At 42.3% G+C, this 25,517-nt stretch carries 25 protein-coding genes, 1 tRNA gene and 1 other RNA gene; 16 read left to right on the plus strand and 11 right to left on the minus strand.

Annotated features, from left to right (window positions below):
* Positions 1–24: 24 nt before the first annotated feature.
* The 4 genes from WCW66_02490 to WCW66_02505 are packed head-to-tail and all read left to right on the plus strand — an operon-like array spanning position 25 to position 4,029.
* The gene (locus tag WCW66_02490) at positions 25–1,230 is read left to right on the plus strand and encodes a 6-phosphofructokinase (GenBank protein ID MFA6391602.1); all 1,206 of its coding nucleotides are present in this window, start codon (positions 25–27) and stop codon (positions 1,228–1,230) included.
* A gap of 23 nt (positions 1,231–1,253) precedes the next feature.
* The gene (locus tag WCW66_02495) at positions 1,254–2,591 is read left to right on the plus strand and encodes a class II fructose-bisphosphate aldolase (GenBank protein MFA6391603.1); all 1,338 of its coding nucleotides are present in this window, start codon (positions 1,254–1,256) and stop codon (positions 2,589–2,591) included.
* A gap of 59 nt (positions 2,592–2,650) precedes the next feature.
* The gene (locus WCW66_02500) at positions 2,651–3,517 is read left to right on the plus strand and encodes a ComEC/Rec2 family competence protein (protein ID MFA6391604.1); all 867 of its coding nucleotides are present in this window, start codon (positions 2,651–2,653) and stop codon (positions 3,515–3,517) included.
* A complete protein-coding gene (locus tag WCW66_02505; protein MFA6391605.1) occupies positions 3,514–4,029 on the plus strand; it encodes a transposase in 516 nt (171 codons plus the stop codon). Before WCW66_02500 ends, WCW66_02505 begins: the two co-directional genes overlap by 4 nt.
* A gap of 288 nt (positions 4,030–4,317) precedes the next feature.
* Here the strand turns inward: WCW66_02505 and WCW66_02510 are convergent, their stop codons facing one another.
* On the minus strand, positions 4,318–4,860 hold the full coding sequence (locus tag WCW66_02510) for a hypothetical protein (GenBank protein MFA6391606.1): 543 nt from the start codon (positions 4,858–4,860) through the stop codon (positions 4,318–4,320).
* Positions 4,861–5,225: 365 nt separating this feature from the next.
* On the opposite strand from WCW66_02510, the gene WCW66_02515 reads away from it, so the two are divergent.
* The 8 genes from WCW66_02515 (at position 5,226) to WCW66_02550 (ending at position 13,366) form a co-directional block, all read left to right on the plus strand.
* Positions 5,226–5,792, plus strand: a complete 567-nt coding sequence (locus tag WCW66_02515; protein MFA6391607.1) for a metal-dependent hydrolase — start codon at positions 5,226–5,228, stop codon at positions 5,790–5,792.
* A 35-nt stretch (positions 5,793–5,827) separates the two neighbouring features.
* Positions 5,828–6,535 carry a DsbA family protein gene (locus tag WCW66_02520; GenBank protein ID MFA6391608.1) on the plus strand — a complete coding sequence of 236 codons (708 nt, stop codon included), beginning with the start codon at positions 5,828–5,830 and terminating at the stop codon, positions 6,533–6,535.
* Between the two features lie 116 nt (positions 6,536–6,651).
* Complete coding sequence (locus WCW66_02525; protein MFA6391609.1) at positions 6,652–7,308, plus strand: queuosine precursor transporter; 657 nt, start codon at positions 6,652–6,654, stop codon at positions 7,306–7,308.
* Between the two features lie 14 nt (positions 7,309–7,322).
* Positions 7,323–7,694 (plus strand): CoA-binding protein, encoded by a 372-nt coding sequence (locus WCW66_02530; GenBank protein ID MFA6391610.1) that lies wholly within the window; start codon positions 7,323–7,325, stop codon positions 7,692–7,694.
* A 77-nt stretch (positions 7,695–7,771) separates the two neighbouring features.
* Positions 7,772–8,533 carry a thioredoxin domain-containing protein gene (locus WCW66_02535; protein MFA6391611.1) on the plus strand — a complete coding sequence of 254 codons (762 nt, stop codon included), beginning with the start codon at positions 7,772–7,774 and terminating at the stop codon, positions 8,531–8,533.
* Between the two features lie 24 nt (positions 8,534–8,557).
* Positions 8,558–9,331, plus strand: coding sequence for a prolipoprotein diacylglyceryl transferase (locus tag WCW66_02540; GenBank protein ID MFA6391612.1), 774 nt, complete (start codon positions 8,558–8,560; stop codon positions 9,329–9,331).
* Entirely contained in the window at positions 9,328–9,930 is a 603-nt protein-coding gene (locus WCW66_02545) for a DsbA family protein (protein ID MFA6391613.1), read from the plus strand. The genes WCW66_02540 and WCW66_02545 overlap by 4 nt, the downstream gene beginning before the upstream one ends.
* An 88-nt stretch (positions 9,931–10,018) precedes the next feature.
* Positions 10,019–13,366 carry an FG-GAP-like repeat-containing protein gene (locus WCW66_02550; GenBank protein ID MFA6391614.1) on the plus strand — a complete coding sequence of 1,116 codons (3,348 nt, stop codon included), beginning with the start codon at positions 10,019–10,021 and terminating at the stop codon, positions 13,364–13,366.
* Positions 13,367–13,420: 54 nt separating this feature from the next.
* On the opposite strand, the gene WCW66_02555 is transcribed toward WCW66_02550, so the two are convergent.
* The 3 genes from WCW66_02555 to WCW66_02565 all read right to left on the minus strand — a co-directional run bounded on the left by WCW66_02555 (position 13,421) and on the right by WCW66_02565 (position 15,112).
* A complete protein-coding gene (locus WCW66_02555; GenBank protein ID MFA6391615.1) occupies positions 13,421–14,293 on the minus strand; it encodes a diacylglycerol kinase family protein in 873 nt (290 codons plus the stop codon).
* Positions 14,294–14,530: 237 nt separating this feature from the next.
* Positions 14,531–14,608, minus strand: a tRNA-Asp gene (locus WCW66_02560).
* A 15-nt stretch (positions 14,609–14,623) separates the two neighbouring features.
* Entirely contained in the window at positions 14,624–15,112 is a 489-nt protein-coding gene (locus WCW66_02565; GenBank protein ID MFA6391616.1) for a hypothetical protein, read from the minus strand.
* A 210-nt stretch (positions 15,113–15,322) separates the two neighbouring features.
* On the opposite strand from WCW66_02565, the gene WCW66_02570 reads away from it, so the two are divergent.
* From WCW66_02570 to WCW66_02580, 3 genes are read left to right on the plus strand one after another with little or no spacing between them, the layout of a single operon-like run.
* Entirely contained in the window at positions 15,323–15,652 is a 330-nt protein-coding gene (locus WCW66_02570; protein ID MFA6391617.1) for a hypothetical protein, read from the plus strand.
* Between the two features lie 11 nt (positions 15,653–15,663).
* Positions 15,664–16,011: a hypothetical protein gene (locus WCW66_02575; GenBank protein ID MFA6391618.1), complete on the plus strand. Its 348-nt coding sequence runs from the start codon at positions 15,664–15,666 to the stop codon at positions 16,009–16,011.
* Positions 16,012–16,021: 10 nt separating this feature from the next.
* On the plus strand, positions 16,022–20,848 hold the full coding sequence (locus tag WCW66_02580; GenBank protein MFA6391619.1) for a hypothetical protein: 4,827 nt from the start codon (positions 16,022–16,024) through the stop codon (positions 20,846–20,848).
* A 196-nt stretch (positions 20,849–21,044) separates the two neighbouring features.
* On the opposite strand, the gene WCW66_02585 is transcribed toward WCW66_02580, so the two are convergent.
* Entirely contained in the window at positions 21,045–21,893 is an 849-nt protein-coding gene (locus WCW66_02585; protein ID MFA6391620.1) for a hypothetical protein, read from the minus strand.
* Between the two features lie 60 nt (positions 21,894–21,953).
* On the minus strand, positions 21,954–22,268 hold the full coding sequence (locus WCW66_02590) for a hypothetical protein (GenBank protein ID MFA6391621.1): 315 nt from the start codon (positions 22,266–22,268) through the stop codon (positions 21,954–21,956).
* A gap of 325 nt (positions 22,269–22,593) precedes the next feature.
* On the opposite strand from WCW66_02590, the gene WCW66_02595 reads away from it, so the two are divergent.
* Positions 22,594–23,010 (plus strand): VanZ family protein, encoded by a 417-nt coding sequence (locus tag WCW66_02595; GenBank protein ID MFA6391622.1) that lies wholly within the window; start codon positions 22,594–22,596, stop codon positions 23,008–23,010.
* 62 nt (positions 23,011–23,072) lie between these two features.
* On the opposite strand, the gene rplT is transcribed toward WCW66_02595, so the two are convergent.
* The 5 genes from rplT to smpB form a co-directional block, all read right to left on the minus strand.
* On the minus strand, positions 23,073–23,420 hold the full coding sequence (gene rplT, locus WCW66_02600) for a 50S ribosomal protein L20 (GenBank protein MFA6391623.1): 348 nt from the start codon (positions 23,418–23,420) through the stop codon (positions 23,073–23,075).
* A gap of 29 nt (positions 23,421–23,449) precedes the next feature.
* The gene (locus tag WCW66_02605; GenBank protein MFA6391624.1) at positions 23,450–23,668 is read right to left on the minus strand and encodes a hypothetical protein; all 219 of its coding nucleotides are present in this window, start codon (positions 23,666–23,668) and stop codon (positions 23,450–23,452) included.
* A 94-nt stretch (positions 23,669–23,762) separates the two neighbouring features.
* Positions 23,763–24,302: a translation initiation factor IF-3 gene (infC, locus tag WCW66_02610; protein MFA6391625.1), complete on the minus strand. Its 540-nt coding sequence runs from the start codon at positions 24,300–24,302 to the stop codon at positions 23,763–23,765.
* Between the two features lie 73 nt (positions 24,303–24,375).
* Positions 24,376–24,764, minus strand: a transfer-messenger RNA (tmRNA) gene (gene ssrA / locus WCW66_02615).
* Positions 24,765–24,774: 10 nt separating this feature from the next.
* Entirely contained in the window at positions 24,775–25,233 is a 459-nt protein-coding gene (gene smpB / locus WCW66_02620; GenBank protein ID MFA6391626.1) for an SsrA-binding protein SmpB, read from the minus strand.
* Positions 25,234–25,517 lie beyond the last annotated feature (284 nt).

The raw sequence follows: 25,517 nt of genomic DNA on the forward strand, positions 1-25,517 counted from the left end.
TGATTCAATAACTATAATAAGTGTATGAAAAATATCGGAATTATCACCGGTGGTGGCGACGGAGGAGGACTAAATGCGGTTATTAAAGGTGCCGCGCAAATGGCCGGCCGGAAAGGCGTCAAAACTTTTGCCATACCTAACGGCTATGCCGGATTATATAATTTGATTGATATGGATTCATTGGTTGAATTGACGCCGTCCAGGTTGGATGTTTTTAGTATAAATTTAGCGGGATCAGAAGCCGGTCATTCACGGGTGAAAATTGCCAAGATTGAAGACGAGAATAAATATGAGCGAATTAAAGCAGGTCTTGCAAAATTTGAAATTGACGGCCTGGTAATCAGTGGTGGTGACGATACGGGCAGTGTGATATTGGACCTGGATAAGCACGGTATAAAATGCGTGCACGCTCCAAAAACTATGGATTTGGACCTGATGTCATATTCTGTCGGTGGAGATTCAGCTATTGAGCGCCTGGCCGGATTTATCCGCGACATTGAAACAACCGGCCGTACGCATAATCGGATTATGGTTTTGGAAACATTCGGCCGTTATGCCGGGCACAATGCTTTCCGCGGAGGCGTGGCTGGTGAATGCGATGCAATCTTGATTCCGGAAATTCCGGTGGATTTTGACGAGCTTTACCGCCACATGAAAAAAGTATTCACCAAAAGGATTATCGAAAGTGATATCAATGCCGGTACTTATATTATTGTGGTTGCGGAGGGTTTTAAAGACGCATCCGGAGAAGACATTCATGATTCTTCTGTTGGACTTGATTCGTTCGGGCATAAAAAACTTACCGGGGCCGGTAAATACGTCGCAAAGGAGTTGGAGCGAAGACTGGAAAGTGATCCGGAAATCAAACAGTTTATGCAGGAGCAGGGAATGTATGTGGAAGGAATATACGACACACCCGAAGTCAGAGCCGTTGTACCTAGTCATTTGGTGCGTAGTGGATTTACGTCTGCCTATGACGCTAATTTTGGCATAGAGGCGGGTGCAGGGGCAGCATATCTGCTTTTGGAGGGAGTACACAATGTTACAGTGACCGGATTCAAAGATGGAGTATTTCACTATATGGATGTTGCAGAGGCTATCAAACGCCGTTCGGTTGATCTGGAGCAAGTTGCTTTATATGAGCAGGTAGGTTTCTGTTTCGGGCGAGTACGACAAGATTTCACAGCTAAACACAAGAAGGTAACGGGTAAAATAGATCGGATTTATTAGATTTAAATATAAAGAATTTTATTATGAGCGAAACATTACAGACTGATAATCAGAAGTTCGACGTAGATACTTTGGTTAAAGATTTGGTTATGACCGACAGTATCGATGAGAAGCAGAAGATTACTTCTGATATTTTCAAGATAGCAAAGTCAAAAGGAATTTATTTAAGCTCAATTAATGATCTGTATAGAGCATACGGAGAGGGGAAATGTTCCGGGTTTACTGTTCCGGCAATTAATTTAAGAAGCCTGACGTATTATCTGGCGAAATCGGTTTTTCGAGTGGCAAAAAATAATAATACCGGATCATTTATTTTTGAGCTTGCGAAATCTGAAATGGGTTATTCGCATCAAACGCCCGTTGAATATGTTGGAGTAATCCTGGCAGCTGCAATAAAAGAAGAATATTCCGGACCGGTATTCATCCAGGGAGACCACTTTCAGGCAAAACTCGAAAATTTTATTGCCGACAGAGAAAACGAGATACAGTCATTAAAAAGCATTATCGATGATTCTGTTGCCGCCGGTTTTATGAATATTGATATCGATTCGTCTACACTTGTAAATCTTGATAGAGAAAGCATCGTTGAACAACAGCGCGATAATTTTGAAATCTGCGCAATATTAACAAAATATATCCGAGATATTCAGCCGGAAGGGGTTAATATATCCATTGGCGGGGAGATCGGCGAGGTTGGAAAAAAGAACAGTACAGCGGAAGAGCTAAAAGTATTTATGGAAGGGTATAACGAAGCATTAGGATCTGATCGGGAAGGTATCAGTAAAATCAGCATTCAAACCGGCACTTCGCATGGTGGTGTCGTTTTGCCGGACGGTTCGATTGCGCAGGTAAAGGTGGATTTTGCCACGCATAAAGAGCTGTCGGTATTCGCCCGGGAAAAATACAATTTAGGCGGTACCGTACAGCACGGCGCATCCACACTGCCCGATTCAGCGTTTCACAATTTGCCGGAGAATGAATGTTTGGAGGTTCATTTGGCCACGAATTTTCAGAATATGATATACGATAGTGCAATTTTCCCCAGTGAACTAAGGGATAAAATGTATAAATGGATTTGGGATAATATGTCCGATGAAAAAAAGGAAGATCAAACGGATGATCAGTTCATTTATAAATCCAGAAAAAAGCCCCTGGGAATATTCAAAAAAGAAATCATGAACTTACCGGAAGCAGTGAAAGAGGGTATTGCAAAAGAAATTGAAGAAAAGTTTGATTTTCTGTTCAAACAGTTAAAAGTAAATGATACAAAGGATATTGTAAATGAATTCATCAAACCGAATAATTTTGAATTCAATTTCAAGCCGTCAGAATCAAAATTAGACGGCGAGGGTGCCGATTAAATTTATCAAATATCTTTTATAATTGAATAGTAGTTGGGCGTCCGCGTGTTGAGGATGCAATGATCAAAAAAATCAGTTTAATAACACTATCCATCGGGGTAGTGTTATTTTTGGCAATTTATATTTTTGGTAAAAATAATTCAGAGCTGAAAATATATTTTCTGGATGTCGGTCAAGGGGATGCCATCCTGATTCGTACGCCGGAAAATCAGGATATTTTAATTGATGGCGGGCCGGGCAATATGGTTGTAAATGAAATAGGCAAATTCTTGCCGTTTTATGACCGTGATATTGAACTGATGATTCTGACGCACGCTCATTCCGATCATGTTTCCGGGCTAGTGGAAGTGCTTAAACGCTACGAGGTCGATCAAGTGCTTTTTTCCGGGGACGTTATACATAATGCGCCAGATTATTTAGCATGGCTTGATATTATTTTAGAAAAATCAATTCCGCTAAAAGTTGCAACCTGTTGTGAAACATATAAATTGGGTGATCAGCTGGAATTACAAATCCTTTATCCCTTCGAAGATTATTCCGGGAAAGAGCCTGAGGATCTTAATGAAAGCTCTGTTGTATCCCGTCTGGTGTATAAAGATAGAGAGTTTCTGTTTACTGGTGATGCGCCGATTGAGGTGGAGGAAAAGCTGATTGAAAAAATGATACATATTGAATCGGATATTTTGAAAGTTGGGCATCATGGCAGTAAATATTCCTCCGGTGAACTATTTTTGGATGCTGTAAGTCCTGACTATGCGGTTATTCAATCCGGGGAGGGAAATAGTTTCGGTCATCCGCATTTTAAATCAATTAATAATCTGCAAAAACTTAATATAGAAATAATTCGAAATGACCAGTGCGGGACAATTACTATGGAGACCGATGGTATTGATCTGGAACTAAGCAGCGAAAGGTGTGATTTATGAAGCGTTATAATATTCCAGGGTATGTGCATTTTGTGACCACGAGAACATATAACAGTGTCCCGTATTTTGGTGATGATGTTTGCTGTCAGATTTTGTTGGATGTTATCAATCGATTGAGATATGAATTAAAATTCCATCTGGTTGGGTTCGTATTTATTCCGAATCATGTGCATTTATTGCTAAAACTTTGGATAGGTTCGAATTTATTCGAACCGGAAGCGAATGAATTCGCTTCTACCCGTGGTAATATATCTTACGTTGTTCAACGAATAAAAGGGACAAGCGCCAGAGAAATAGATAGGTATCTTAAAAGAACAGGGAATGTTTGGCAAAAAAGCTTTTACGACTTCAACATCTATTCAGAAAGAAAATTTATCGAAAAACTGGACTATATTCATAACAACCCGGTCAAGCACGGGTATGTGCAAAATCCGGAGGATTGGAAATATTCTTCATGGCATAATTACTACCAGGACGATGATTCAATAATGATAATTGATAAAATTGATTGATTGTGATTATTGGTTAGCTCGGGTGACGTCACCCGAGATACCCGAGGTCAGATTCATTCAAATCTTGATTATCATTGGATAGGTTCGAATTAATCAATTCTAGAATAATTATTACAGTATAGTTTTTGGATAGGTTCGAATTTATTCGAACCGGGCGCGAATGAATTTGCTTTTACCCAAATAGGATATCATTCGCTATAAAATAAATAAAAAACACCCGTCCCATGTTAGTCTGGGACGGGCCACGAATGGAAGGCTCAAGCCTTCAACGTGTCCGACGCGTGTCGGTTACGCGCGGATCACGCCGCTCGTGTTCGCCGTCTTGGCGTCCTGCGTCTTGGTCGTCTTCTTGGCCACCACGGCCGACTTGGGGACTTCGAGACTGCTGGTGATGATCACGTGCTCGGCCAGGAGAATTCCACTGGCATCACGAGTTCTCCCCTCGAAGGCGCTGTGGTCATCTCGACTACTGCTCGTCGTCGCTTCGTGCTTCGTCAGTGACGCATAGTCCGTCGTCTGGAGGACCAGCGTCGAGTTCGCCTCGATGATCGCGGTCGCGCTGATGAACATGAGCACATCGGCGTTTTCCGCATACTTCGCATCCGCGATCGCCGTCGTCTTGTTGTTGACGTGCGCGATCGTGCCGTCGTTCTGCGCAAAGGCCCAAGCGAGGGTCGTTGCGCTGCTCAGCTCGTCGGTCCGCGGGGCCGTAGCATACGCGTTGCTCGCGCTCGCGTTGGCCGCCGCCGTCATGATCACGAGAGTCGCCATGATCGTCACGAAGACCGCGAATCGCGGCCGATGTAGTCGTCTCATGACAGTTTCCTCCATCCATGAAGGTTTTGTCGCGTCAGTGACGACAAGCTAGGATGTGCGACATTGTGATGAGCCGCGCAAACAAAAGACCTCCTTTCGGTCAGAAGTGGTAACAAGCATCCCTTTCCGAAGCTTGTTTGGTAGGTGCAATGAAATGCCCAAGGAAGGGCACTTTATTTATACCACTTGGCTAATCTTAGGTCAAATAGTTAAGATAGTAACTAGTAACAAGTAGCTAGCAATCGGACGGATAATCATTAAATCAGAATAGGTTTCCAGTTACTGATTACATGTTCCTGCTTACTAATAAATAGATTATTCTAAAATTAACATCCTATATCTCTCTATATAAAAAATGTAAAATTTGATAAAATACAAAAATGAAAGGATCAACACACGCCGTTATCGGCGCAAATACTGTCTGGGTGCTGGCATTGTTTTCCGGTTTTTCCTGGAACCCTTTTTTAATTTTAATGGGGGCCCTGGGTGGTTTACTACCTGATTTGGACGCGTCTGATTCCAAAATTAAACACTTGGAAGTCGGTTACGGAAAAGGAAAAAATCGAATCGCGCTGAAACCTTTTTATTTGATCAGCTGGATTGTGTCATCCATTTTTAAACATAGGGGAGCTTTCCATTCCATACTGGCTGTGATCTTGGTGGGGTGGGGAAGTTTTTTCCTGTTTTTGTTTTTGAGTCAGTGGGTAGAAATTCTCGGCCACGAGTTTTGGTTAGTATTAACCTTGGGTTATGCGAGTCATATCATTGCTGACGGCATGACTCATCATGGCGTTCCTCTACTTTGGCCCTGGAAGTGGAATTTTCACATGTTGCCCAAACCGCTTAGGGTTAGAACGGGAGGAATCACTGAGAGGATTCTATATGTTGTATTATTGCTTACCCTGGCATTATTTGTCATCAATAGTTATTCATTTATTCAAATATGATATAATACAAACAGCTTATCAATAACGTAAATACAGTGGAAGAAGAACTAAGTCCGAGCGCGATTATACCGACGCCGGCACCAAAAAAGAAAAGATGGTTTAAGAGGTGGTGGGGAATTACAATAATTGTATTTATTTTACTGACAATCGTATTTGCTGCGGTGTTAATATTCCAGATATATGCATTAATTAACAATCCTGAAAATGAAGTAAGTGATTTAAAGGTTTATGATGTCAGCGCTGATAATGACCCGTATTTAGGTTCGCCGGATGCAAAAGTTAAAATTATCGCTTTTGAGGATTTTGAATGCCCATTCTGCGGTGAAGCATTCTCCATAATCAGAGAACTGACATCAACTTATGGTGATCAGATCCAATTTGTTTTTCGTGACTTTCCTATTGTCGAAAACCATCCGAATGCGCCGAAAGCACATGAAGCGGCTGAATGCGCGAACGCACAAGGTAAATTCTGGCAGATGCATGATAAGCTGTATCAGAATCAGGAAAATCTATCCGTCGCTGATTTAAAACAATTTGCCATAGGAATCGGACTTGATGCAAAGTCATTTGATACATGTTTAGACAGCGGCCGTTTTGCAGCTGAAATAGAAAAAGACAGAACCGACGGTATCGCGGTTGACGTCAGGGGTACTCCAACCTGGTTTTTAAACGGTTATCGTATCGAAGGTGTAGTTCCGCTGGAAGACTTTAAGGCGTTAATAGATCTGTTACTAGCTAATTAATCGGTTTAGTCCAATGATGTGATAAATTATCGGCTTTTTGTTTGGGGGTAATTTTTATTTGCCTCTGGTTTGTAATCTGTTTCTGCTTAATTCATTAAAATTCCAATTACAAAATTATGATTCAACTCAGCGAGCATTCTTTTAAAAAATTAATTATTGCGATGGCTGTTTACCTGACATCGCTATTTGCAGCAAATACACTCGGACTGAAAATAATGCCTTTTATTTTCGGTTCGCATCTCTCCGCGGCTGTTTTTTCTTTCCCGATCGTATTTTTGACCACGGATGTTATCGGAGAAATTTACGGCAAACGTGTTGCAAAGTTATTTGTACTGGCGGGTTTTGTCAGTACGGCAATATTTATTGGCTTTTCATTTTTATCACTGGCTGTACCCTGGTCTCCGGATGGTGAGTGGGCAAAAGCGGGCTATAATCAGATTTTCGGGATTTCGATCCGAATAGCCATCGCTTCACTCGCCGCTTTCTTAATCGCGGAATATCAGGATGTGCTGTCGTTCTTTTTCTTCCGTGATAAACTGAAAATTAAATTATTTTGGTTGCGTTCTATATTATCTAATCTTTGGTCACAACTGCTGGATTCGGTAATATTCATGGTGATTGCATTCGCAGGTATTTATTCTACCGGCACACTGATCAGCATTATTATTTCCTGGTGGTTGTACAAAGTTGTTATGGGTATCCTTTATACGCCGCTTTCGTATATTGGCTTACATTTATTGCGTGAGCGAAAAGAAGAGCAATCAGTTAAATAATTTTATACATAATTATGAAAAAAAGTGTAGCGATTATTGGTGCGTCACAAGACCGGTCAAAATATGGCAACAAGGCGGTCCGGGCATATCTCAATCAAGGATGGAAAGTTTTTCCAGTCAACCCGACCGAAAAAATGATTGAGGGATTAAAGGTTTATGGCTCAATATTGGAGATTAAAAAAAATATTGATCGTGTAAGCATTTATCTGCCCCCGTTTATTGGTATGGGAATTATTGAGGACGTTGCTAAAAAAGAACCTAAGGAAGTATTTTTTAATCCCGGGTCTGAAAGTGATGAGTTGATTATCAAAGCAAAAAAACTGGGAATTGACCCGTTATTAGCCTGTAGTATCGTTGATATTGATGTGCAGCCGGATACGCTCTGAGGCGATATTTACAACTTTATTCAATTCATTTATACTATTAACACTATATAATTAATTACTAGAAGGGAATTAAATAAATGAGTGAGCAAGAAACAAAAGGATTTTTTGGCAACATGTCTCCAAAGGCAAGTTTTGTTTTTGGTTTGACGGTTGGTGTCGCGATTATCAGCATTGTCGGTTTTATAACAGTATTAACAATGTCCGGCGATGGAGACAAAGTAGCAACCAATAAGAATACAAACACAAATACCAATACTGCAGTAGCAAATACAAATACAGCGGCAGCTGCAGCGCCGGTTGATATTAAGTTGACTGCAATAACAGATACCGACCACATTCGTGGTGATAAAAATGCGTCAGTTACTTTAGTGGAATTTTCAGATTTTGAATGTCCTTATTGTTCAAGAGTAGCTCCGACTTTGGATGCGCTACTTGATAAGTATGAAGGTGATATCCGACTGGTCTACAAACATTTTCCGTTAACTTCAATCCATCCGCAGGCAGTACCGGCGGCAGAAGCAGCAGAATGTGCAAATGACCAGGGTAAGTTCTGGGAATACCACGATGCACTTTACGCAGATCAGTCAAAGTTAGCTGAAGGATATTATTCGGAACTGGCAGTGACACTGGGATTAAATAAAGCTCAATTTGATGAATGTTTTGATTCACGAAAATATCAAGACAAGGTTACTGCGCAATCTGTAGAAGCACAGGCAGCCGGCGGAAAGGGTACGCCTTATACGGTCATGATTGACGCTGATGGAAATACAACACCTTTGAGTGGTGCCATACCTCAGGCAAATTTTGAAGCTGCCATTGATCAGGCGTTGGCTAACTAATCCTTGATCTAGAAATAGGCTGGTATGATTCCATATTTTCAGGTTACCAGTATAGAAATCGGACCAATTACTTTGCAAGCATGGGGGACCATGCTTGCTTTGGCATTTGCCGTCGGGATATATTTTTCGGCTGGTGAACTGAAAAAAAGAGGTGGCGATCCGGAAAAGATTATTGACGCAAGCTTTTGGGTAATCATCTCTGCAATCTTGGGCGCAAGATTCTTCTATGTTTTAGGAAATCTGGATTTATTCCGTGAAAATTGGCTCTCAGTTTTCAAATTATGGGAGGGTGGCGCGACGCTGATCGGCGGTGTATTCGGTGCTATATTAGCGTTTCTGATTTATACTAGAAAGAAGAAATTTAGTTTTTGGGAGCTAGCGGAACCGGTTGTATTTATTCTCCCGCTTAGCATCTTCATAGGCAGAATCGGGTGCTTTCTGATCCATGACCATATGGGAAAGATAACCAGCGTGCCCTGGGGTATGGAGTATGTGGATGGGACAATCCGGCACGAAACAACAATATACAATGCTCTGAGCATGTTGTTGCTTTTTATTCTGTTCTTAATTCTAAAAAAATATCCTTGGTCAAGAAAAGAAGGATTCTTTACTACGATACTTTTGTTTTGGTATGGGATTAGCAGATTTATAGCGGATTTTTTCCGCGCGGATGATCTGCCAATGTCAGATGCTCGTTGGTATGGATTAACACCTAATCAATACATAGCTATTGTCATGATTGCTGTTAGCCTGTATCTTTATAATCACTATCAAACCATTAATTTAAAAAAAACATGAAAAAAGGAACCAAGCTGACAGTGAGTATAATTGGTATAGCAGTTGTTGCAGTTATTGCTATACTCTGGTCACTACCAAACGATAAAGTAGCATACAATAATGTGGAATCAGCCAGGCCGTTTCGTGGTAACGCCGATGCCAGAATAGTTATACAGGAATACTCTGATTTCCAGTGTCCTGCCTGTCAGTCCGGGGCAAAATATATGGATTCAGTATTAGCAAAATTTAGTGATCAAATACGGTTTGAATTTAAACATTTTCCCTTAACAACCATTCATGAGAATGCATTTAATTCGGCTCTTGCATCAGAGTGTGCTAATGACCAGGGAAAATTTTGGGAATTGCATGATATCATGTTTGACAACCAGAATAACCTGAAAAAAGATGATCTGAAAAATTATGCAAGTCAGATTGCAGGAATTGATGCGGCATCTTTTAGTGCCTGTCTCGATAATCGGGCAGAAAAGGATATCGTAAATGCGGATATTAAAAACGGGAATAATCTTGGTGTTCAAGGAACGCCGACATTCTATATCAACGGTAAAGAGCTGGAAAACTACACTCTGCTGGAGCAGGAAATTCAGAGAGAGATTTTATAGGAGAATAAAAAAACAAAAAAGTGAACTGTATGTTCACTTTTTTGTTTATGGTAAAATGAGTGTGTATTTAATTCCTTAATAAAACATTATGTATATAAGCCAAAAACGCATACTTTTAGCCTTTTCCGCGCTATTATTCATAATATCCCTCATAACACCCGGTTCAGTTAATGCGGCATATGGAGATACTACTACGTATGTCGGAAAGATATACGATGGTGACGGGGGTTCGGCGGTCAACGCCTACTTTGATTTTCCGGAAGATATTACTGTGGATTCATCCGGTAATTTTTATATTGCCGATACGTATAACAACGTAATCAGAAAAATAAACACATCTAACATTGTATCAACAGTTGCCGGCACCGGATCTTATGGTGACGTAATCGGTTCAAAATCAGTAGCCGAATTTGCTCTGCCACGCGGAGTAGCAGTGGATGGTTCCGGTAATGTCTATGTTGCTGACACGGGTAACAATAAAATAAAGAAAATTTCTGCCGGCGGATCGGTGACTACGCTGGTCAGTGCTGATCTAAGTAACCCTGAGGGCGTTTCTGTATACGGGAGTACACTTTATATTGCCGATACGGGAAATAATGCGCTGAAAAAAGTTTCAACATCCGGCGGTACAGTAACAACATTAACATCCGGATTAAGCAGTCCAAAAAAAATGGCGATCAATTCATCCGGATCTGTCATTTATGTTGCAAGCAGCGGTGATTATAAAGTTGTCAGTGTCGGAGCGTCAAGCGGAACCATAACGACAATCGCCGGGTCAGGCACGCCAGGGTACAAGGAGGGTGTCGGATCTGACGCTCAGTTTGAAAATATTTGGGGTGTCGCGCTTGCTGATGATAACACGTTGTTTGTTTCGGATGGTGACGGGTATACGGATCTGATTAGAGAAATTAATCTGACAACAAAAACCACCTCGGCATTTGCCGAGGATACGAACATGGCTTCAATCAATTATCCTTCAGGGCTGGTTTCTTATGGAGATTATATTTATGTTTCAAATATGGGGATCGGTACGATTGAAAAATTCAATAATATTTCGGGTGATGCGGAAAGAGGAGCCAGTGTTACATTCGCTGGGAAAGAACGTTTTGGCAATAAAAACGGATCATCATCCGCCGCATTATTCGGCAGACCTTACGACATGGTTTTATCCGCTGACCGAAAATATATTTATGTGGCGGAGAATAATAAAATAAGGAAGATAACTGTGGCAACTGGCGCAGTCTCCCATGTAATCGGGAGTAGCGTTGATAATTACCGTGAGGGCACAGATAACAACCCGGCTGTCAGATTCAGCGCCATCCAGGGGATCACAATCAATTCCGATGGAACTGCATTATACGTGGCCGACCGGTGGAATAACCGGATTAGGAAGGTTGATCTTACGGCTTCTCCTTTTGAGTCATCATTAATCTCAGGAGCCGGTTTAATCAATACGACCGGTACAGATGATAACGGATATCAGGAAGGAACTAAATGTGTCGGGGAATATGAATTGGATGTTGACGGTTGCGCTTACTTCAAAAGCCCGTCGGGAATTGTTATTTCTCCGGACAATGCATATTTGTATGTTACAGACAGCGGGAACAACAGAATAAGAAAAGTCCGCATCTCGAACGGTCAGACCAGTTTAATCGCTGGATCCGGTGTGGAAGGATTTGCGGACGGCACCGGAGCGTCGGCGAAGTTTAACAGGCCATTCGGCATTACTATTGATTCAGACGGCAAGAACCTTTATGTTGCGGACACCAATAACCATCGCATCAGAAAAATAGTAATTACAACCGGTGTGGTATCAACGGTGGCTGGATCCGGAAATGCCGGCTACGTGGATGCAATCGGAACAAAGGCAGTATTCTCTTATCCGGAATATGTGAAATGGGCTCCGGACGGCAATCTATATGTAACAGAGGTTGGCTCGCATCGCATACGGGTTATCAATACAAGCACGGGAGTAACAAAGCTGGTCGCGGGATCAGGCAATAGAGGTTTTAAAAATGGCGACAAGAGCCTGGCTGAGTTTAATAATCTTAAAGGGGTGGCGGTTGATCTGATCGGCAAACGTCTATATGTGGCTGATTCATGGAATGATCTGATTCGTTCTGTTGATATAACAGGAGATGCGCCATTCACAAATCCCGCACCACAAATCTCCGCGTCTTACCCGGATGTTCAGGAAATAGCTGGAAGCACGTCCGAAACCAAAATGATTCTTGTTTCTGGCAGTAATTTCCGCCATGGAGCGACGGTTGCTTTTGGCGAACATAATGCCAACGCGGCGTATATCCAATCCAGCGGAAAAATAGCGGTTGAAATTCCTTTTGGCAATATGGCAGGGGGGTATTATGACATTAGTGTAACAAATACAGACGGACAGGTAGGGATTCTGGAGCGGGGATTTGCCATATCAGTGGGAGGGGAAATACCGAAAATCGAGCATACAATTGACGGACCGGTTCCATTTACCGGTGACCGGCCGGTTGTAGCTGGTGGAGGATTTTTTACCCATGATGAAGCGTATCGGGGCGGTTTCTTTTCCGCATCAGCTGATTTGAGCGGTGATAGCAGAGCGGAAATTGTTGTTGGTGCGGGGGAGGGTTTTGGACCACAAGTGAAAATATTTGACGCTGATGGAAATCTTCTGGCATCTTTCTTCGCGTATGCTACTCATCTGCGTTCCGGTGTCAGGGTGGCGATCGGGGATGTTGACGGCAATGGTACAAAAGAAATTATCACAGCCCCGGGACCAGGCGGGAGACCGCATATTAGAATTTTTAATTCTGATGGTACTTTATATGACACTGGGTTCTTTGCTCTGGACGGGTTGTTTAAGGGTGGTGCATTTATTGCCGGAGGGGACGTCAACGGAGATGGTAAAGATGAGATTGTAGTTACGGCCGGTCCGGGCGGTGGAGCACAAGTAACAGTGCATAATGCAAAAGGTACAATTCTGGCAAATTTCTTTGCCTATGACAAAAATACGTTCAGATACGGGATAATGCCCATTACCCTGGATTTCGATAATGATGGCCGCTTCGAGATTCTTACCGGGCCGGTTACAGGCGCACCGCATATTCAAATGTTTAGCATCCAGCCTAATCTGGTAAAAAAATTAAATCCGGGGTTCTACGCCTTTAGTCCGAATTATCGAGGTGGTGTTTCACTGACCGGCGGTGATGTTGACGGAGACGGCAAGGACGAGATTATCGTAGGTGTGGGTTCCGGCGCTGTACCGATTGTCCGTGTATTCAATAAAACTGCAACCGAAATACTGAAGGAATTTCTGGTCTATAGTGAGAGTTTCCAAAGTGGTGTTAATATCAGTTCCGGTGATACGGATGCCGACGGACGGGATGAACTGCTTGTTTTACCCCGGGATGACGGCGGACCTAACTTAAGAATAATTGACGCGGATTAAGAATATAAAAAAAGGTGCGGTTAACAGATCGCATCTTTTTTGATTCTAGATGAATTATTTTGGTAACATAAACCGTACCACGCCAGGTATGGTTTTAATAGTCATGTTTTTAAGAGTGCTTTGTTCCGAATCCAGTCTGGTAGAAGAATTTTTTGTGATCAGTGATAGTGATTTGGTTTCATAAAACTGAGAACCTTTTGGCGCAAGTTTTCCCTGTATAAATATTGATGTAAAAAGTTGGGCAATCTCTTTAGCACCGATTGCATCTACTATTAAAACATATAGTTTGGAAGAAAATAAATTCATATTAGAAAATGTTCCACGCGAAATTTTGGGCATGCCGTTAAAGACAAAAACAGAACTCGCTTTCCCCTGGATAGTTTTTTTATTATCCAATGTTATCTGATATTCATGTTGAATGATATTCGCCAGATCGAGCGGCAGTCTTAAGTAGTATGCGGCTGCACCGATAATTTTTTTACTCCAGCGCGGAGTTTTTTCCATGATTTGCGCATGCACCCCGGTAGTAACGCTGATCATGAAAAGGTGTTTATCATTTACGATTCCGAGTGGGATTCTTTTCGGTTTTCCATGAAGCGCAGTTTTGATTGCTTTATTGATAGTAATCGGGATACCAACGGTCAGTGCAAATATATTGCCCGATCCGGTTGGGATTACGGCAATTGGAATATCAATTTTTTTATTATATAAATATTGAGTGACAAAATGCAGGGTCCCGTCGCCACCCAAAACGATCACCTTGTCCAGCGGGCTTTTTAATATCTTGCCGGGCACCTGTTCGATTGTTTCATAAATCTGATAAAAAACAGCTTCTTTTTTCAGACGGTTAAGCAGACTAATTTTAGCTAGCATAAATAATGCTTCTACTCCGGCGTTTGGATTGGCAAGTATGAGTACGTTCTTCATGGATATATTGTATCACTTTGTTTTAAAAACAAAAAACGTCAAAAAATTGGGGTCTAGCTACAGCTTTAATTATTACCAAAATAACTATGTAAAACTCTCTTATTAAATTAGGCGATAGGGAATATAGGGTAAAGTGAAATAATAATTATTCTGAATCTATTTTTTTCTTTTTCATCTCTGTAAAACATAAAAAGCGTTCCTTTCCGAGGACGCCCCTTTTAAGTTTATTCAATTAACTGGCGGGCTCGACCGGATTCGAACCGGCGATCTTCTCCGTGACAGGGAGACGTGTTAGGCCATCTACACCACGAGCCCAGGGTAAAAAAATTGCTAGTAGACTAGCGCCCCTAATACTACAACAACAAATAAAATTTGTAAACCTAGGGCGAATTTGGGGGAAATATCGCCTTTTTTGAAATACCTGGTCAGGAGTGTATGCAACCAAATATGAAAACGCTCAAACTTATTTAACCATTTCCATCTGACAAAATAATTAATGCTGCTAATAATATCAAAAATTACCGCTCCCAGTATTCCCCAGAATAGCAATCCCAGATCCATTTTTTTTGAAAATATTAAAACAGCAAGCACGGAAAGTGAACAAGTGGCATCGATGAAAGCAAATAGGAAGAATTCTCTTTTTTTATCAATTTTGGCATGAAGCGGTTCTTCCATATCATTACCCATCAGAATATTGTCTCCGTGTGGCAGGATATCTATTATAATGTGAGAAATAAGAGATACACTAAAAATGGCCGGGACTGAAGGTATGTTCTGGCTAATAACGGCACCGGTAATTACATGAGTTGTGAACCACATACGAAAGACTATAACACAAAAAAGTGCAGTAGTTAAGTAAATGCACTTGCCAAAATCAACATAATGTGATATACTAACGAAGTAAAACAAAAATAAACATAAGTTAAATATGAATCCATGATTCTATTTTTATTAAATAAGATAGAAATCGAAAAATGCCCTCTCTTTTTGAGTTAGGGTATTTATTTTTAAATTATTTCAAAAAACAATATGAATAATAATACAAATCAGCAGACCGGGGAAAATTTAGAGGAAGAAGCGCGCGCGCTTGGGAAAAAGATAGTGCTTTTATTACAATCATCCGATCTACCGGAAGATGTACAGATTTCAATAATTCAGCTGATACCAGATATGACTTTGGAACAAATAGACGAATTGGTTAGTTTATTGACCGAAAATGTAGCGCGTGGTGGTGATATAGATAAAGAACTGGCAATGAAGCTCAGTGAGGTTAAAGAAAAATATGATTCTAAACGGGATGATTTGTCCGGTTCTATTATGAAAGATCTTGATAATATTGAAAAAGAAATTGACCAATAACTATTAATAAAATGCAAGCAACTCCTGATTCAAAATTACTTGTTAAGGCGGCGGAAATGATTAAAAGTGCTCCGCTGGACGCTGATTTGAAATTGATGCTAATAGAAATGATATTACGTATTGATGATGATAAACTGAAAGAGGTTTTGGCACAGATCGAACAATATACAGAAGGTAGTAATGAAGACACTCAAAAGCTACGTGCGGTCTTATTTGACATAAAGAAAAATTATGCAGCAAAAATGCAGGAACTAGAAGTTAAAACAGAACAAGAGCTTCAGACGCTAGAGGCTGAAATAGGAAATGAAGAAGGTGCTGAAAAGATTAAACAAATTCAAAAAAAGATACAAGACATTTAATTATAAAAATATGCCAGAACCAACAAGCCCATATAATCCAAGAAATTCATCTATCATTGATGCGGATTTTAATGATATAAAAGATGAGAATGATATTGTTCCAGGGGGAGATCAAGCTCGAGGGGAGGAATCCGGTACGTCTAATTCGCAAGCTACGCCGGCAGCGGATCGAGGTGGGAGTAAATTGAGAAGAATTTTTTCTAGAAAAAAAGGTGCGCCAGTATCTGCAGATGCAGTAACGCCGGATCCTGTTGTCCCAACTCCGGATGGTAGTGGAGCGCCTGAAGCAGAGACGGTTCCAGAATTAAATGCTACGGCAAGAGATTATTTGATGTTTTTGGATATGATTCCTGAAAATGCAGATGATGTTTCGCCTGAAACAATAGCACAAGCAAATGCCTATGCAACAACACTGGAATCCATCAAGGATGATCCAAATTTTGAACCGATTGTTACTCAAATCCGAGAGAAATTTAATGATATAATGTATCGTTTACATCTGGAACCCAGTACCCACAGCAAGAGCGAGTCTTGGACGTACTGGGATATGGCTAAACAGAAATATATAAATGACCATCCGGATCAACAGGACACCAGATATCGTATTGGGGACCCGCTTAAAGACGAAGTGCTTCAGGATCAAATTGCTAGCAGGCAACTGGGATGGGAAATATATAGCAAAAATTCTGTTGGTGTAGATCATGGCGACGGATCCGGACTTGTTAGAAAATTTCAGGAGAACGTGTCAATGAATATATTGGATAAAGATAATCCCAATTATCCGGAGATAATGGAATTGCTAAAGAAAGATGCTAAACCGGAAAACGACACTTTAAGTTCCGTGGATTTAACCCGACTAGGAGCACTAATCAGGCAAAATTTAGGAGAAGAGAATGTCAGTGTACCTGAAAAAAAGGGTGCAATTTTGGGTAGAATGTGGAAAGGTGAATACATAAGTCAAAAAGAAAAAGATCATGCGAGCGCATGGGAGGAGACCGCCTGGAACGCCGGTAAATTTGCAGCTGGAGTTACTAAATTATTTGGTGCCGGAACGGCTTTTCGACTTGCTGATCGATGGGCAAAAAGAAATGCCAGATTAAGCGAAGCTGGAAGGATTATGGGGATACTTGCAGAGGAGAAAAATTTGAGGAAGAGATTAGATTCAACGACAGATGAAGATGAGAAAAAACAGATCAGGGCGAGATTAGATCAGCTGAATGTAGGTGAATCAGAAACAGGAGATGTTAGAATTCAACAAAGAATGAATTCAATGAGAAAAGAAATTAAAGAATCCAAATTTCTTTCTCAAGAAAAAAAAGTAAAGCTGGAAGAAAGACTTAGATTATTGGAAGAAAGGTGGATCAAAGGTGAAGCAGAAATACATGCTCAAATGGCGGCAGATATTGATATTGAACTTGATCGCCGTGACGCTGAAAAAGCAAGAAGGTTAAATGCCTTACAACATGCAATTGAAGGTGAGATCAGCAGTGATTTGGATGAAAATGTAGGGGAAAAAGCAAAGAAGATGGATTATGTTAAAGAGACGGTGGTGGGTGGAGTGGGTGTTGTGTCAGGTGCATTTACAATTCGTCTCGCCGCAAGTGGTGCAATTGCTTTAGGTGAAAGATTCAAAAATCTACACGATGCAAAAAAAGATGGTGAAAGAGTAACACCAAAAGAACTGATTGTTGATGGGCTCTGGGATATGGCTCGGGAGATGTTTGGCCAAGGCAGACTGAAAGGTATGGAGAAAGGAAGAAAGAAAAATATGGCTGTAGCGGGTACTTGGGCAAAGGCAATGGTACCGGCAATGATTGCATTGGCTGGTTTTGATGAAGTGAGAGACTATGGTTCGGGTACATTCAGTAAATCAATTCAGCATGCGATAGAAAGGTCAGAAGAGGTTCAGAAAGCATGGACTGCTGTAATGAACGGTAGCGGTGATGCTGCTAAAGCCGTTTTATTAACACTAAATTGGCAAGAAACATTCCACCGAACTTTTGGATTATTTAAAGGTTTACATGGTCATGCACCGGATGCTGCACAATCAGAGAATTTGGCAAAGGGCGTGGCTCCTTCAGCAGGGGCATTCACTCCAGAAGACACTGCGGCACTTAATACACCGCACGCAGAACACTCGGGTGCAATATCAGCGGCGGAAGCTAGCAGAGTTGCCCAGGTTGCTGAGGTAGAGCCTACACCAGGACCGATTACAGCGGAGACTTTGAAATATGACGCACTTAAAAATGCGGGAGTCCAAGGGGGAGCGGTTCCTGACGCGCAGGTGGAACCCAGCGCTCCGGCTGAAACCAATATTCCTAAATCCGGTGAAAATTTGAGTGCACCGCGTGAGGCAGTTGCTTCAAATGCCGTGGCAGGAACAGATTCTATCCCTCCTAAGGTAGAACCGCTGGTTGGAGCAGAACAACCTACATCCTGGATGTTAAATGAACAAAGAATAATAAATTTAGAATCAAGCTTTGGAGTAGATTCAGCGGATGGTATAACTCCTGAAGATGTGCAAAAGGTAGCAGCTCAATTGCAGGGAGTAAATGCCGATTCGGCGGATGAACTGCTTAAATCCTGGCAGGGCACGCATCCCGAAATTGCTAATTCTATTCAGGAGTCTCGAGCGCTTGTTGGATTAGAGAAAGCATTAGGAGTAAACTCATTTGAAGGCCAGGTTTCGCCGGAAGAATTGAAAAAGGTTATTGCCGAACTTGCCGGAGAAAATAAAGAAAACGCAGACAAGCTTTTAGCAGCCTGGGAGAGTAAAGGACTGATTGGACACGATGCTGTTTTAGCCGGACGTTTCCCAATTGAACACCCGTCAATTGAGCATGCCGGATTCCAGACGGAAACCGCGGATGCCAAAGTTGACCTTGCGCTTGATCTAGGCAAGGAAGGGGCTCCTAAATTTTTGGAGCAGGTGTTTTACCGTATGGCGCTGGATGATGCAAATATCGGTGGTGAGATTACGAACCTGGAAGGAGCTAGAATTTTAAATGTCGGTGCAAACATGACTGCGCTGTCAGAAGGGCATGATATAGCAGGAGTTTCTGCGGAAACCTTTGCAAAATACGTAACGGTTGCGGATGGAAAATTAGCAATCACAAACTTTGCCGGGTTTCATGAGGAAGTTCTGTCAAAATTAACGGCTCATGCGGAGCAACTTATTACAGCAGATAATGTAGGTAACTCCGGTGCAATAGAATATTTAAATAATATTAAAAATGAAACATGGGCGGATATGGCTAAGCCGATTGGTGCGGAAGTAAATCTGGATCAGGCGCAGATTGAGCATGCAGAAGCCCGTGCGTTTAACGATTTGGTTGATGATACGGGAGAGCAAACTGGTCTTGATAAAAACATTACTAATATTGAAGTCAACGACGAAAATACTGGATCATTTAAACTCGCGGGTGAACTTGTACCTGTAGATCACGGTATGATATCTGGAATCGGCGATACGCATTTTGATCAACCAATACCACTGGACAGCGAAGCCGGGCATGCGAAACTGCTGGAAGAGGCAAATAGGATTGAGGCACAAAGGATTGAAGCGAATAATTTGGATGACACTGACGATGATATTATTGGGGATGCGAGTGTTGGAACTGATGCAGATGATGACGATGAATTGTTGGACTTGAAAACTACCGATAATGCAGTAACGCCTGATAATAATACCACTGATACCAAACCAGCCGAAAGCACTGACAGCGCGCGCGAAATTCCACGCAGCAGTCTCAACCCTATTCCTAAGACCGAAATACCGGAAGGTATGACGATCAAAGCCACGCCGGAAGCGGATCATTTTATGAGGCAGAATGGCATAAGAATTTTTAACGGGCAAATTATCGGTGATAAGTTGCTTCATAAGATTGACTTTATACCTGAACCGGGGCCAGATATGAATGCCGGTACGACACAAGCAGTGGATTTTAAGATGACGGAAAATGGAAATATGAGAGTTATTGTTACAGATACGGATGGTTTAAAAGCTATACAAGAAGTCACATCCGCGGGCAAGATAATACATATTCAGGGCGCAGAGAATCTAGGCACAACGCCACCTGAAATCCCGGTTGCACCTGACGCAAGTTCAGCAGCTGAAACAGCCGGTGATCAGTTAGAAACAGTAAAAACACCAGACGGAATTACAGCGCGTTTTACTTATGATAATACCGGTAATGTGACGGGTGTTAATGTAGAAGGATCTACAAGCGGTGAATCCGGTTCTCTGCAGGATAATTTCAGGGAAAAAATTAAAAGCGCTTGGGAAGCGGCAGGTAAAAAAGGTGATATTCAATTAAATATTGATAAAGTTGAAATGGAAGCCGGGAAGATTGATCTGCATCGCAGTGTATTGAGTTCAATGCAAGCAGCTGGTCAGGGTAATTCGCCAGAAGCGGAATTCATGAGACAGCAGATTGAAAGAGCGATCGAGCACACAGAAAAAATATATGGAGATGTATTCAAAAATTCACCGGCTGAAAGCATCCCTACCAACATAGAATCAAGTGTAGAAATTCCGGCATCACCGCTGGATGTCAAACTTGCCATGGAAAACCTGGTAACCGGTATTCTATCAGATATGGACAATGTTTCGCCGGAAGTATTAAAGGCGCTTGACGGTATTGGTCTGGATGATATTGCAAAAATTAACAACACGACTTTGCTGGAAAATATTAGGGAAGGAGCCAGGGGAGTGATTGAAGAAATTAAAGCTAACCCTCCTTATGGATCCGATACGGAAGTGTTAGCAGCTGTTACTAGGGGGAATAACGCGATTATTGAAGTGATTGATGCCAGGTTGAGTAAACTGAAAGCATAATAAAAAGCAGGGCTCAAAATAATAAGTAGGCGCGAATACGTATTCGCGCCTACTGTTTTTGGTAAAGAAAAAAGGTTCCGATCATCTGCAAGTTGCCAAGACGTAATGCTTGGTATAGATGGGAACCTTTCTATGGAACGAGGGGTGGTCGAACGAGGTTCGACCGAAAGAGCGGTGCTGCGAATCGGATTCGCAGCTACTCGGTGTCGTTCTCGGGGAACGTCACCGGCTGGGTGTTCGCCTTCGCATTGGCGACGAATTTCGCCGCATGCTTGGCGTTCTCTGGCGACCCATTGTACTTGGCGTACTTGAGGGCCTCCATACAGGCCGCGATATTCACGCGGCCGGCGTTTGCGGTGTTCAGCAGAATTTCGAACTTGGAATCTGCGGAGGTCTGCCAGGTCTTGATCTCGGCGATCTGGGCCTGCAGGTCGACGACCTCCTCGTTGAGGTTGCCGATGATCTGGGCCAGTTTGACGTCAGCGTCGGCGCCGGCGTTAATCTTCTCCTCCAGGTCGGCCCGCAGGGGATTGATCGCGGCCCGCACGCGCGTGTCGATCTCGATGCGCTGCTTGGCAGCGGCGCGACGTTCGTTGACCTGGAACCACATGGAATCCAGGACTTCATCCAGGGTTGCTTTCTCGTCGAAGGTCTTGAAGCCGTACCTTTCGACCCAACGGTTGTTGAGCCAGCCCAGCTTCTCCTCTTGACTTCCGGTGGAATCGTCAGCCGCCCACTGCATGCTCTCCTCGAAGGTGAGCTTGCTGACGGCCTTGGCCCAAACGGCTTCCCGTTCGGACTGCTTCTTGGCCGCGAGCTTCCTGAGCTCGGCTCTGGCAGCTGCCTTCTGCAGGTCGAGCGTGGTCTGGGCAGTGAATACAGCCTTCAGACTGTCGGCCTGGGTGATCTTGCCGGCGGCCTGCAGCTGGAGCACTTGCTCCTGCTGTGCGGTGGTCAGTGTGACCTCCGGCGTCGCGGCGAAGACGTTGGCGATGGACAGGGCGGCCATCAGGGTGACGGCCATGGTCAGAGTGCGGAACTTCATCTTCGTTTCCTCCCAGAGAGGGCGGTTGTCAATGGCGATCCAGGAATAGGACCGCCGCGTTCACTTGCCGAAGAGTCTCGAAAACAGCTTCATGATCAGTATGATGCAGATCGCCACAACGTTACCGAAGGCCATTATTATCAGAGCTATTATAGCTGCCTCCATAAAAAATGTATAAGTTGATGGGACCGCATCTCTATCGATCACCCGAATTGTGATCGTCATGGAATCGGCCGTGGCGACGTTGCCGGAGTTCAGGATCTGCTCTAGCTGAGCGTTGGTCAATGTGACCTCCGTGTCGGCAGAAGCGGTGACGGTGATGAACATGACGGCCATCAGGATGACGGCCATGAGAATCGTGCGGAACTTGAACATTATTTTCCTCCCAGGGTGGGGTAGGTTGTCAAAGGCAGTGCTGGTGAATTGCCACTGCCGCGCGTCTATCGTTAAAGGCGGTTTCTCGTTGTTTGTTGGACAACTTACAAGAAAAAGGCCTTACGTCTGCATACTATAATTTGAGGTTGCAATATCCAGACGTAAGGCGATTTTTGCTAAAGATTCTCTCCTCTACCTATTCAATTGTTAACCGCGTAGTATATACCTAAATCTGCATTTTGTCAATACTTAAGAAGATAATTTTGGCTATTATTAGCTAAAATGCTTGCAATATTATTTTGTTAACATATAATGAAATGGTCATATGAACAGATATAAGAAACTTATTTACTATTACCTTCCGCCGCTGCTTTTGGCCGGGCTAATTTTCTATTTATCATCAATCCCTGATTTACAGAGCGGATTGCCGAATACTTTTGATTTGGTTTTGAGGAAAATAGCCCACATGGCGGAATACGGGCTTTTGGTAATTTTACTGCTGAGAATGTTTTTTAATAATGATGAAATTAAAAGAGACCTGAAAACCGGAACGGTTAAACATCAGAATATGTTATACCTGGAAATTATCGCGGCCGGGATACTGGTATCATTACTTTATGCTTTGTCTGACGAGTTCCACCAGGTTTTCGTGCCGGGCAGAAGCGGTTCGCTGTGGGATGCCGGGATTGATTTTATCGGGATTGTTATTGGAACCATCATCTACGACCGCAAACGATGGTAATTTGAATAAAACAAAAACGTAGGCGCGAATTCGAATTCGCGCCTACGTTGTTTATTTAGAAACTATTTTTGCACCAGTTTGACGATTGCCTTGAAAACTTCCGGATTCTTCTGCGCCAGTTCCGAAAGAACTTTGCGGTCGATTTCCACTTTGGATTTTTTCAGCAGGTCGATGAATTTGGAATAAGACAATCCTTCTTCTCTGACGGCGGCGTTGATTCGAATCTGCCAGACACTGCGGGCGGATCTTTTTTTGGCGCGTCGGTCACGGAATGCGTGAGCGCCGGCTTTTAAGACCGCGGTCTTGGCTTCTTTAATCTTTTTCTTGCGTCCCCATTTGTAACCCTTGGTGCGTGCTAAAAGGTTTTTTCTCCTTTTTACATGCGCGGTTCCTCTTTTTACTCTAGGCATTATTTTGTATCAGTTATATTTTATAAAGTTTATCGATAGGGCATCAATTTTTCAATTGATTTGACATTGGTCTTGTGAATGACTTTGTCTCTTCGTTTCCGAATAGTTTCCTCGCCTGAATCACGAGAGTTGAAATGATCCTGTCCGGAAGTGCGCTGAATCATTTTAATTGATTTCTTACCTCTCTTGCTTGGCTTGGTTACTCTGATTCGTTTGCTTGTTGCTTTATGAGTTTTGATTTTCGGCATTTGGTTTGTTTAGTAGTTGGTAATTCGTAATTAGTAATTAGTAATTTGTAAGTGGTAACTGGTAATTGGTGATTAGTAATTGGTAATTAGTAATTTACTTTTTTGCAATGATACTGATCAATTTTGCGCCTTTTCTGACAATCGGCTGTTCAATCAAAATGGTATCACCTAAACTCGCATGAAAATTTTCAAATATTTCTTTAGCCAGGTCAAAATGGGCTTTCTCTCTACCTTTGAGCATCATTTCAATCTTTACTTTATCACCCTGGTCCAGGAACTTTGAGGCTTGTTTCAGCCTGACATCAATATCGTGTTTGCCGATTTTTAAGGTTAGCCTGATTCCTTTGATCTCTACCTTTTTCTGTTTGGCTTTTTGTTTACGTTCCGCTTTATCTTTCCGGTACTGGTATTTTCCGAAATCAACCAATTTACATACCGGAGGGGTGGCTCCGGTTGAAACTTCAACAAGATCAATTCCCTGATCTATAGCCATCTGCTGTGCTTCTGCAATCGGAACGGTGCCCAACTTATTTCCCTGTTCATCAATTAATAGAACTTCGGTGGCTCGAATAAAACTGTTTTTTCTCGGCCCTCGATCAATCGGTTTGTTGAATTTGTTGTAAATAGTTGTGATGCTTAATTATTAATTGTATTAATGAAAGTGGTCGAAGACCACGAGCGAATCACGCAAAGCGTGATGAGTCGAGTGGTGGAGATGAGGGGCTTTTCACCCCTGTCTAGCAAGAAACCATAAAACCTTCTACAAATATAGTTTGCTCTAAGTTTAAATACTTACGTATAGAGCAAACAAAGCCGTAAGTATCGGTCTCCATTTTGGTGTCCTGATTCATCTGGAGCGCTTGAACCAGTAATCTCGATAATATGACACCCGTTATTTGCCCATCGAGCATCAGCAAAACGGATGGCAGTAGGTTTTAGGCTACTGCGGGTGCCAAAGATAAAGATGCAAATGCAGTCTTTACTCTGGACATAAATGATTTGGCATTTATGATTGTTCCAGGATTGATAACGGAGTTCCCGGAGCTCCGATTTGCTGGTTCTATAATGAACTTACTGTCGATTTTGTAACATCCCCATGATGTTTACTAGCGGCTTGTCTTGTCGCGGATGGCCTGGGCAATTTCCCTGTTGACCGCTTTTTTCTTCAGAATGTCACGCTTGTCGTGTTTCTTCTTGCCCTTGCATAAACCAAGCTCGACTTTAACAAATCCGTTCTTAGTATAAATAGAAAGTGGCAGTAATGTCAAGCCTTTTTGCTGTGATAATCCGATCAATGATGACACCTCTTTCCTGTTTAACAGCAGTTTTCTGGGTCCGGTCGGATCATAGTTGCTTTGCTTGGTTTTAGCATGCTTGTATGATGATATGTGGCAGTTTACAATTTTTGGAATGCCGTCGATTAAAGAAACAAAACTGCCTTTGAGGTTGACGTGGCCTGCTTTAGCTGATTTCACTTCCGGCCCGGTCAAAACTAAACCGGCCTCCAGTGTTTCCTCAACAAAGTAGTCAAAATAGGCGCGCTTGTTTTTTGCTATAATTTTCATTAATATCTATAGTAATTCTATCATTGTCAGGTCTAATTGGCGATACGCTATCATATCGGATAATTACCCACCGGTCAATCGCGGATTGTGTAGGGTAGCTTGGATGAAGTTATTTTCATATTGGGTTGTTTGAATGAAGTCATTCTCGTATTGGGTAGCTTGGATGACGTCATCCAAGCTACCCTGGAGATTTATTTTTATTTCATCGCTAATGAAGGCATTCTCATATTGAGTTGCCTGAATGACGTCATTCAGACTACCCTAGAGTAGACATTTTATTTTAT

It is taken from the genome of Patescibacteria group bacterium (assembly GCA_041664365.1).
In the GTDB taxonomy this organism is placed as follows: Bacteria; Patescibacteriota; Patescibacteriia; order UM-FILTER-42-10; family UM-FILTER-42-10; genus JAHJEX01.

Bases quoted from the DNA above. Each gene is read 5' to 3' on its own strand.
- WCW66_02580 (MFA6391619.1), top strand. From the start codon at position 16,022: ATGCCAGAACCAACAAGCCCATATAATCCAAGAAATTCATCTATCATT.
- WCW66_02495 (MFA6391603.1), top strand. From the start codon at position 1,254: ATGAGCGAAACATTACAGACTGATAATCAGAAGTTCGACGTAGATACT.
- smpB (MFA6391626.1), bottom strand. From the start codon at position 25,233: ATGAAAATTATAGCAAAAAACAAGCGCGCCTATTTTGACTACTTTGTT.
- WCW66_02545 (MFA6391613.1), top strand. From the start codon at position 9,328: ATGAAAAAAGGAACCAAGCTGACAGTGAGTATAATTGGTATAGCAGTT.
- WCW66_02605 (MFA6391624.1), bottom strand. From the start codon at position 23,668: ATGCCGAAAATCAAAACTCATAAAGCAACAAGCAAACGAATCAGAGTA.
- WCW66_02540 (MFA6391612.1), top strand. From the start codon at position 8,558: ATGATTCCATATTTTCAGGTTACCAGTATAGAAATCGGACCAATTACT.
- rplT (MFA6391623.1), bottom strand. From the start codon at position 23,420: ATGCCTAGAGTAAAAAGAGGAACCGCGCATGTAAAAAGGAGAAAAAAC.
- WCW66_02510 (MFA6391606.1), bottom strand. From the start codon at position 4,860: ATGGAGGAAACTGTCATGAGACGACTACATCGGCCGCGATTCGCGGTC.
- WCW66_02525 (MFA6391609.1), top strand. From the start codon at position 6,652: ATGATTCAACTCAGCGAGCATTCTTTTAAAAAATTAATTATTGCGATG.
- WCW66_02505 (MFA6391605.1), top strand. From the start codon at position 3,514: ATGAAGCGTTATAATATTCCAGGGTATGTGCATTTTGTGACCACGAGA.
- WCW66_02575 (MFA6391618.1), top strand. From the start codon at position 15,664: ATGCAAGCAACTCCTGATTCAAAATTACTTGTTAAGGCGGCGGAAATG.
- WCW66_02535 (MFA6391611.1), top strand. From the start codon at position 7,772: ATGAGTGAGCAAGAAACAAAAGGATTTTTTGGCAACATGTCTCCAAAG.
- WCW66_02585 (MFA6391620.1), bottom strand. From the start codon at position 21,893: ATGAAGTTCCGCACTCTGACCATGGCCGTCACCCTGATGGCCGCCCTG.
- WCW66_02515 (MFA6391607.1), top strand. From the start codon at position 5,226: ATGAAAGGATCAACACACGCCGTTATCGGCGCAAATACTGTCTGGGTG.
- WCW66_02570 (MFA6391617.1), top strand. From the start codon at position 15,323: ATGAATAATAATACAAATCAGCAGACCGGGGAAAATTTAGAGGAAGAA.
- WCW66_02595 (MFA6391622.1), top strand. From the start codon at position 22,594: ATGAACAGATATAAGAAACTTATTTACTATTACCTTCCGCCGCTGCTT.
- WCW66_02500 (MFA6391604.1), top strand. From the start codon at position 2,651: ATGATCAAAAAAATCAGTTTAATAACACTATCCATCGGGGTAGTGTTA.
- WCW66_02550 (MFA6391614.1), top strand. From the start codon at position 10,019: ATGTATATAAGCCAAAAACGCATACTTTTAGCCTTTTCCGCGCTATTA.
- WCW66_02530 (MFA6391610.1), top strand. From the start codon at position 7,323: ATGAAAAAAAGTGTAGCGATTATTGGTGCGTCACAAGACCGGTCAAAA.
- WCW66_02565 (MFA6391616.1), bottom strand. From the start codon at position 15,112: ATGTGGTTCACAACTCATGTAATTACCGGTGCCGTTATTAGCCAGAAC.
- WCW66_02490 (MFA6391602.1), top strand. From the start codon at position 25: ATGAAAAATATCGGAATTATCACCGGTGGTGGCGACGGAGGAGGACTA.
- WCW66_02555 (MFA6391615.1), bottom strand. From the start codon at position 14,293: ATGAAGAACGTACTCATACTTGCCAATCCAAACGCCGGAGTAGAAGCA.
- WCW66_02590 (MFA6391621.1), bottom strand. From the start codon at position 22,268: ATGTTCAAGTTCCGCACGATTCTCATGGCCGTCATCCTGATGGCCGTC.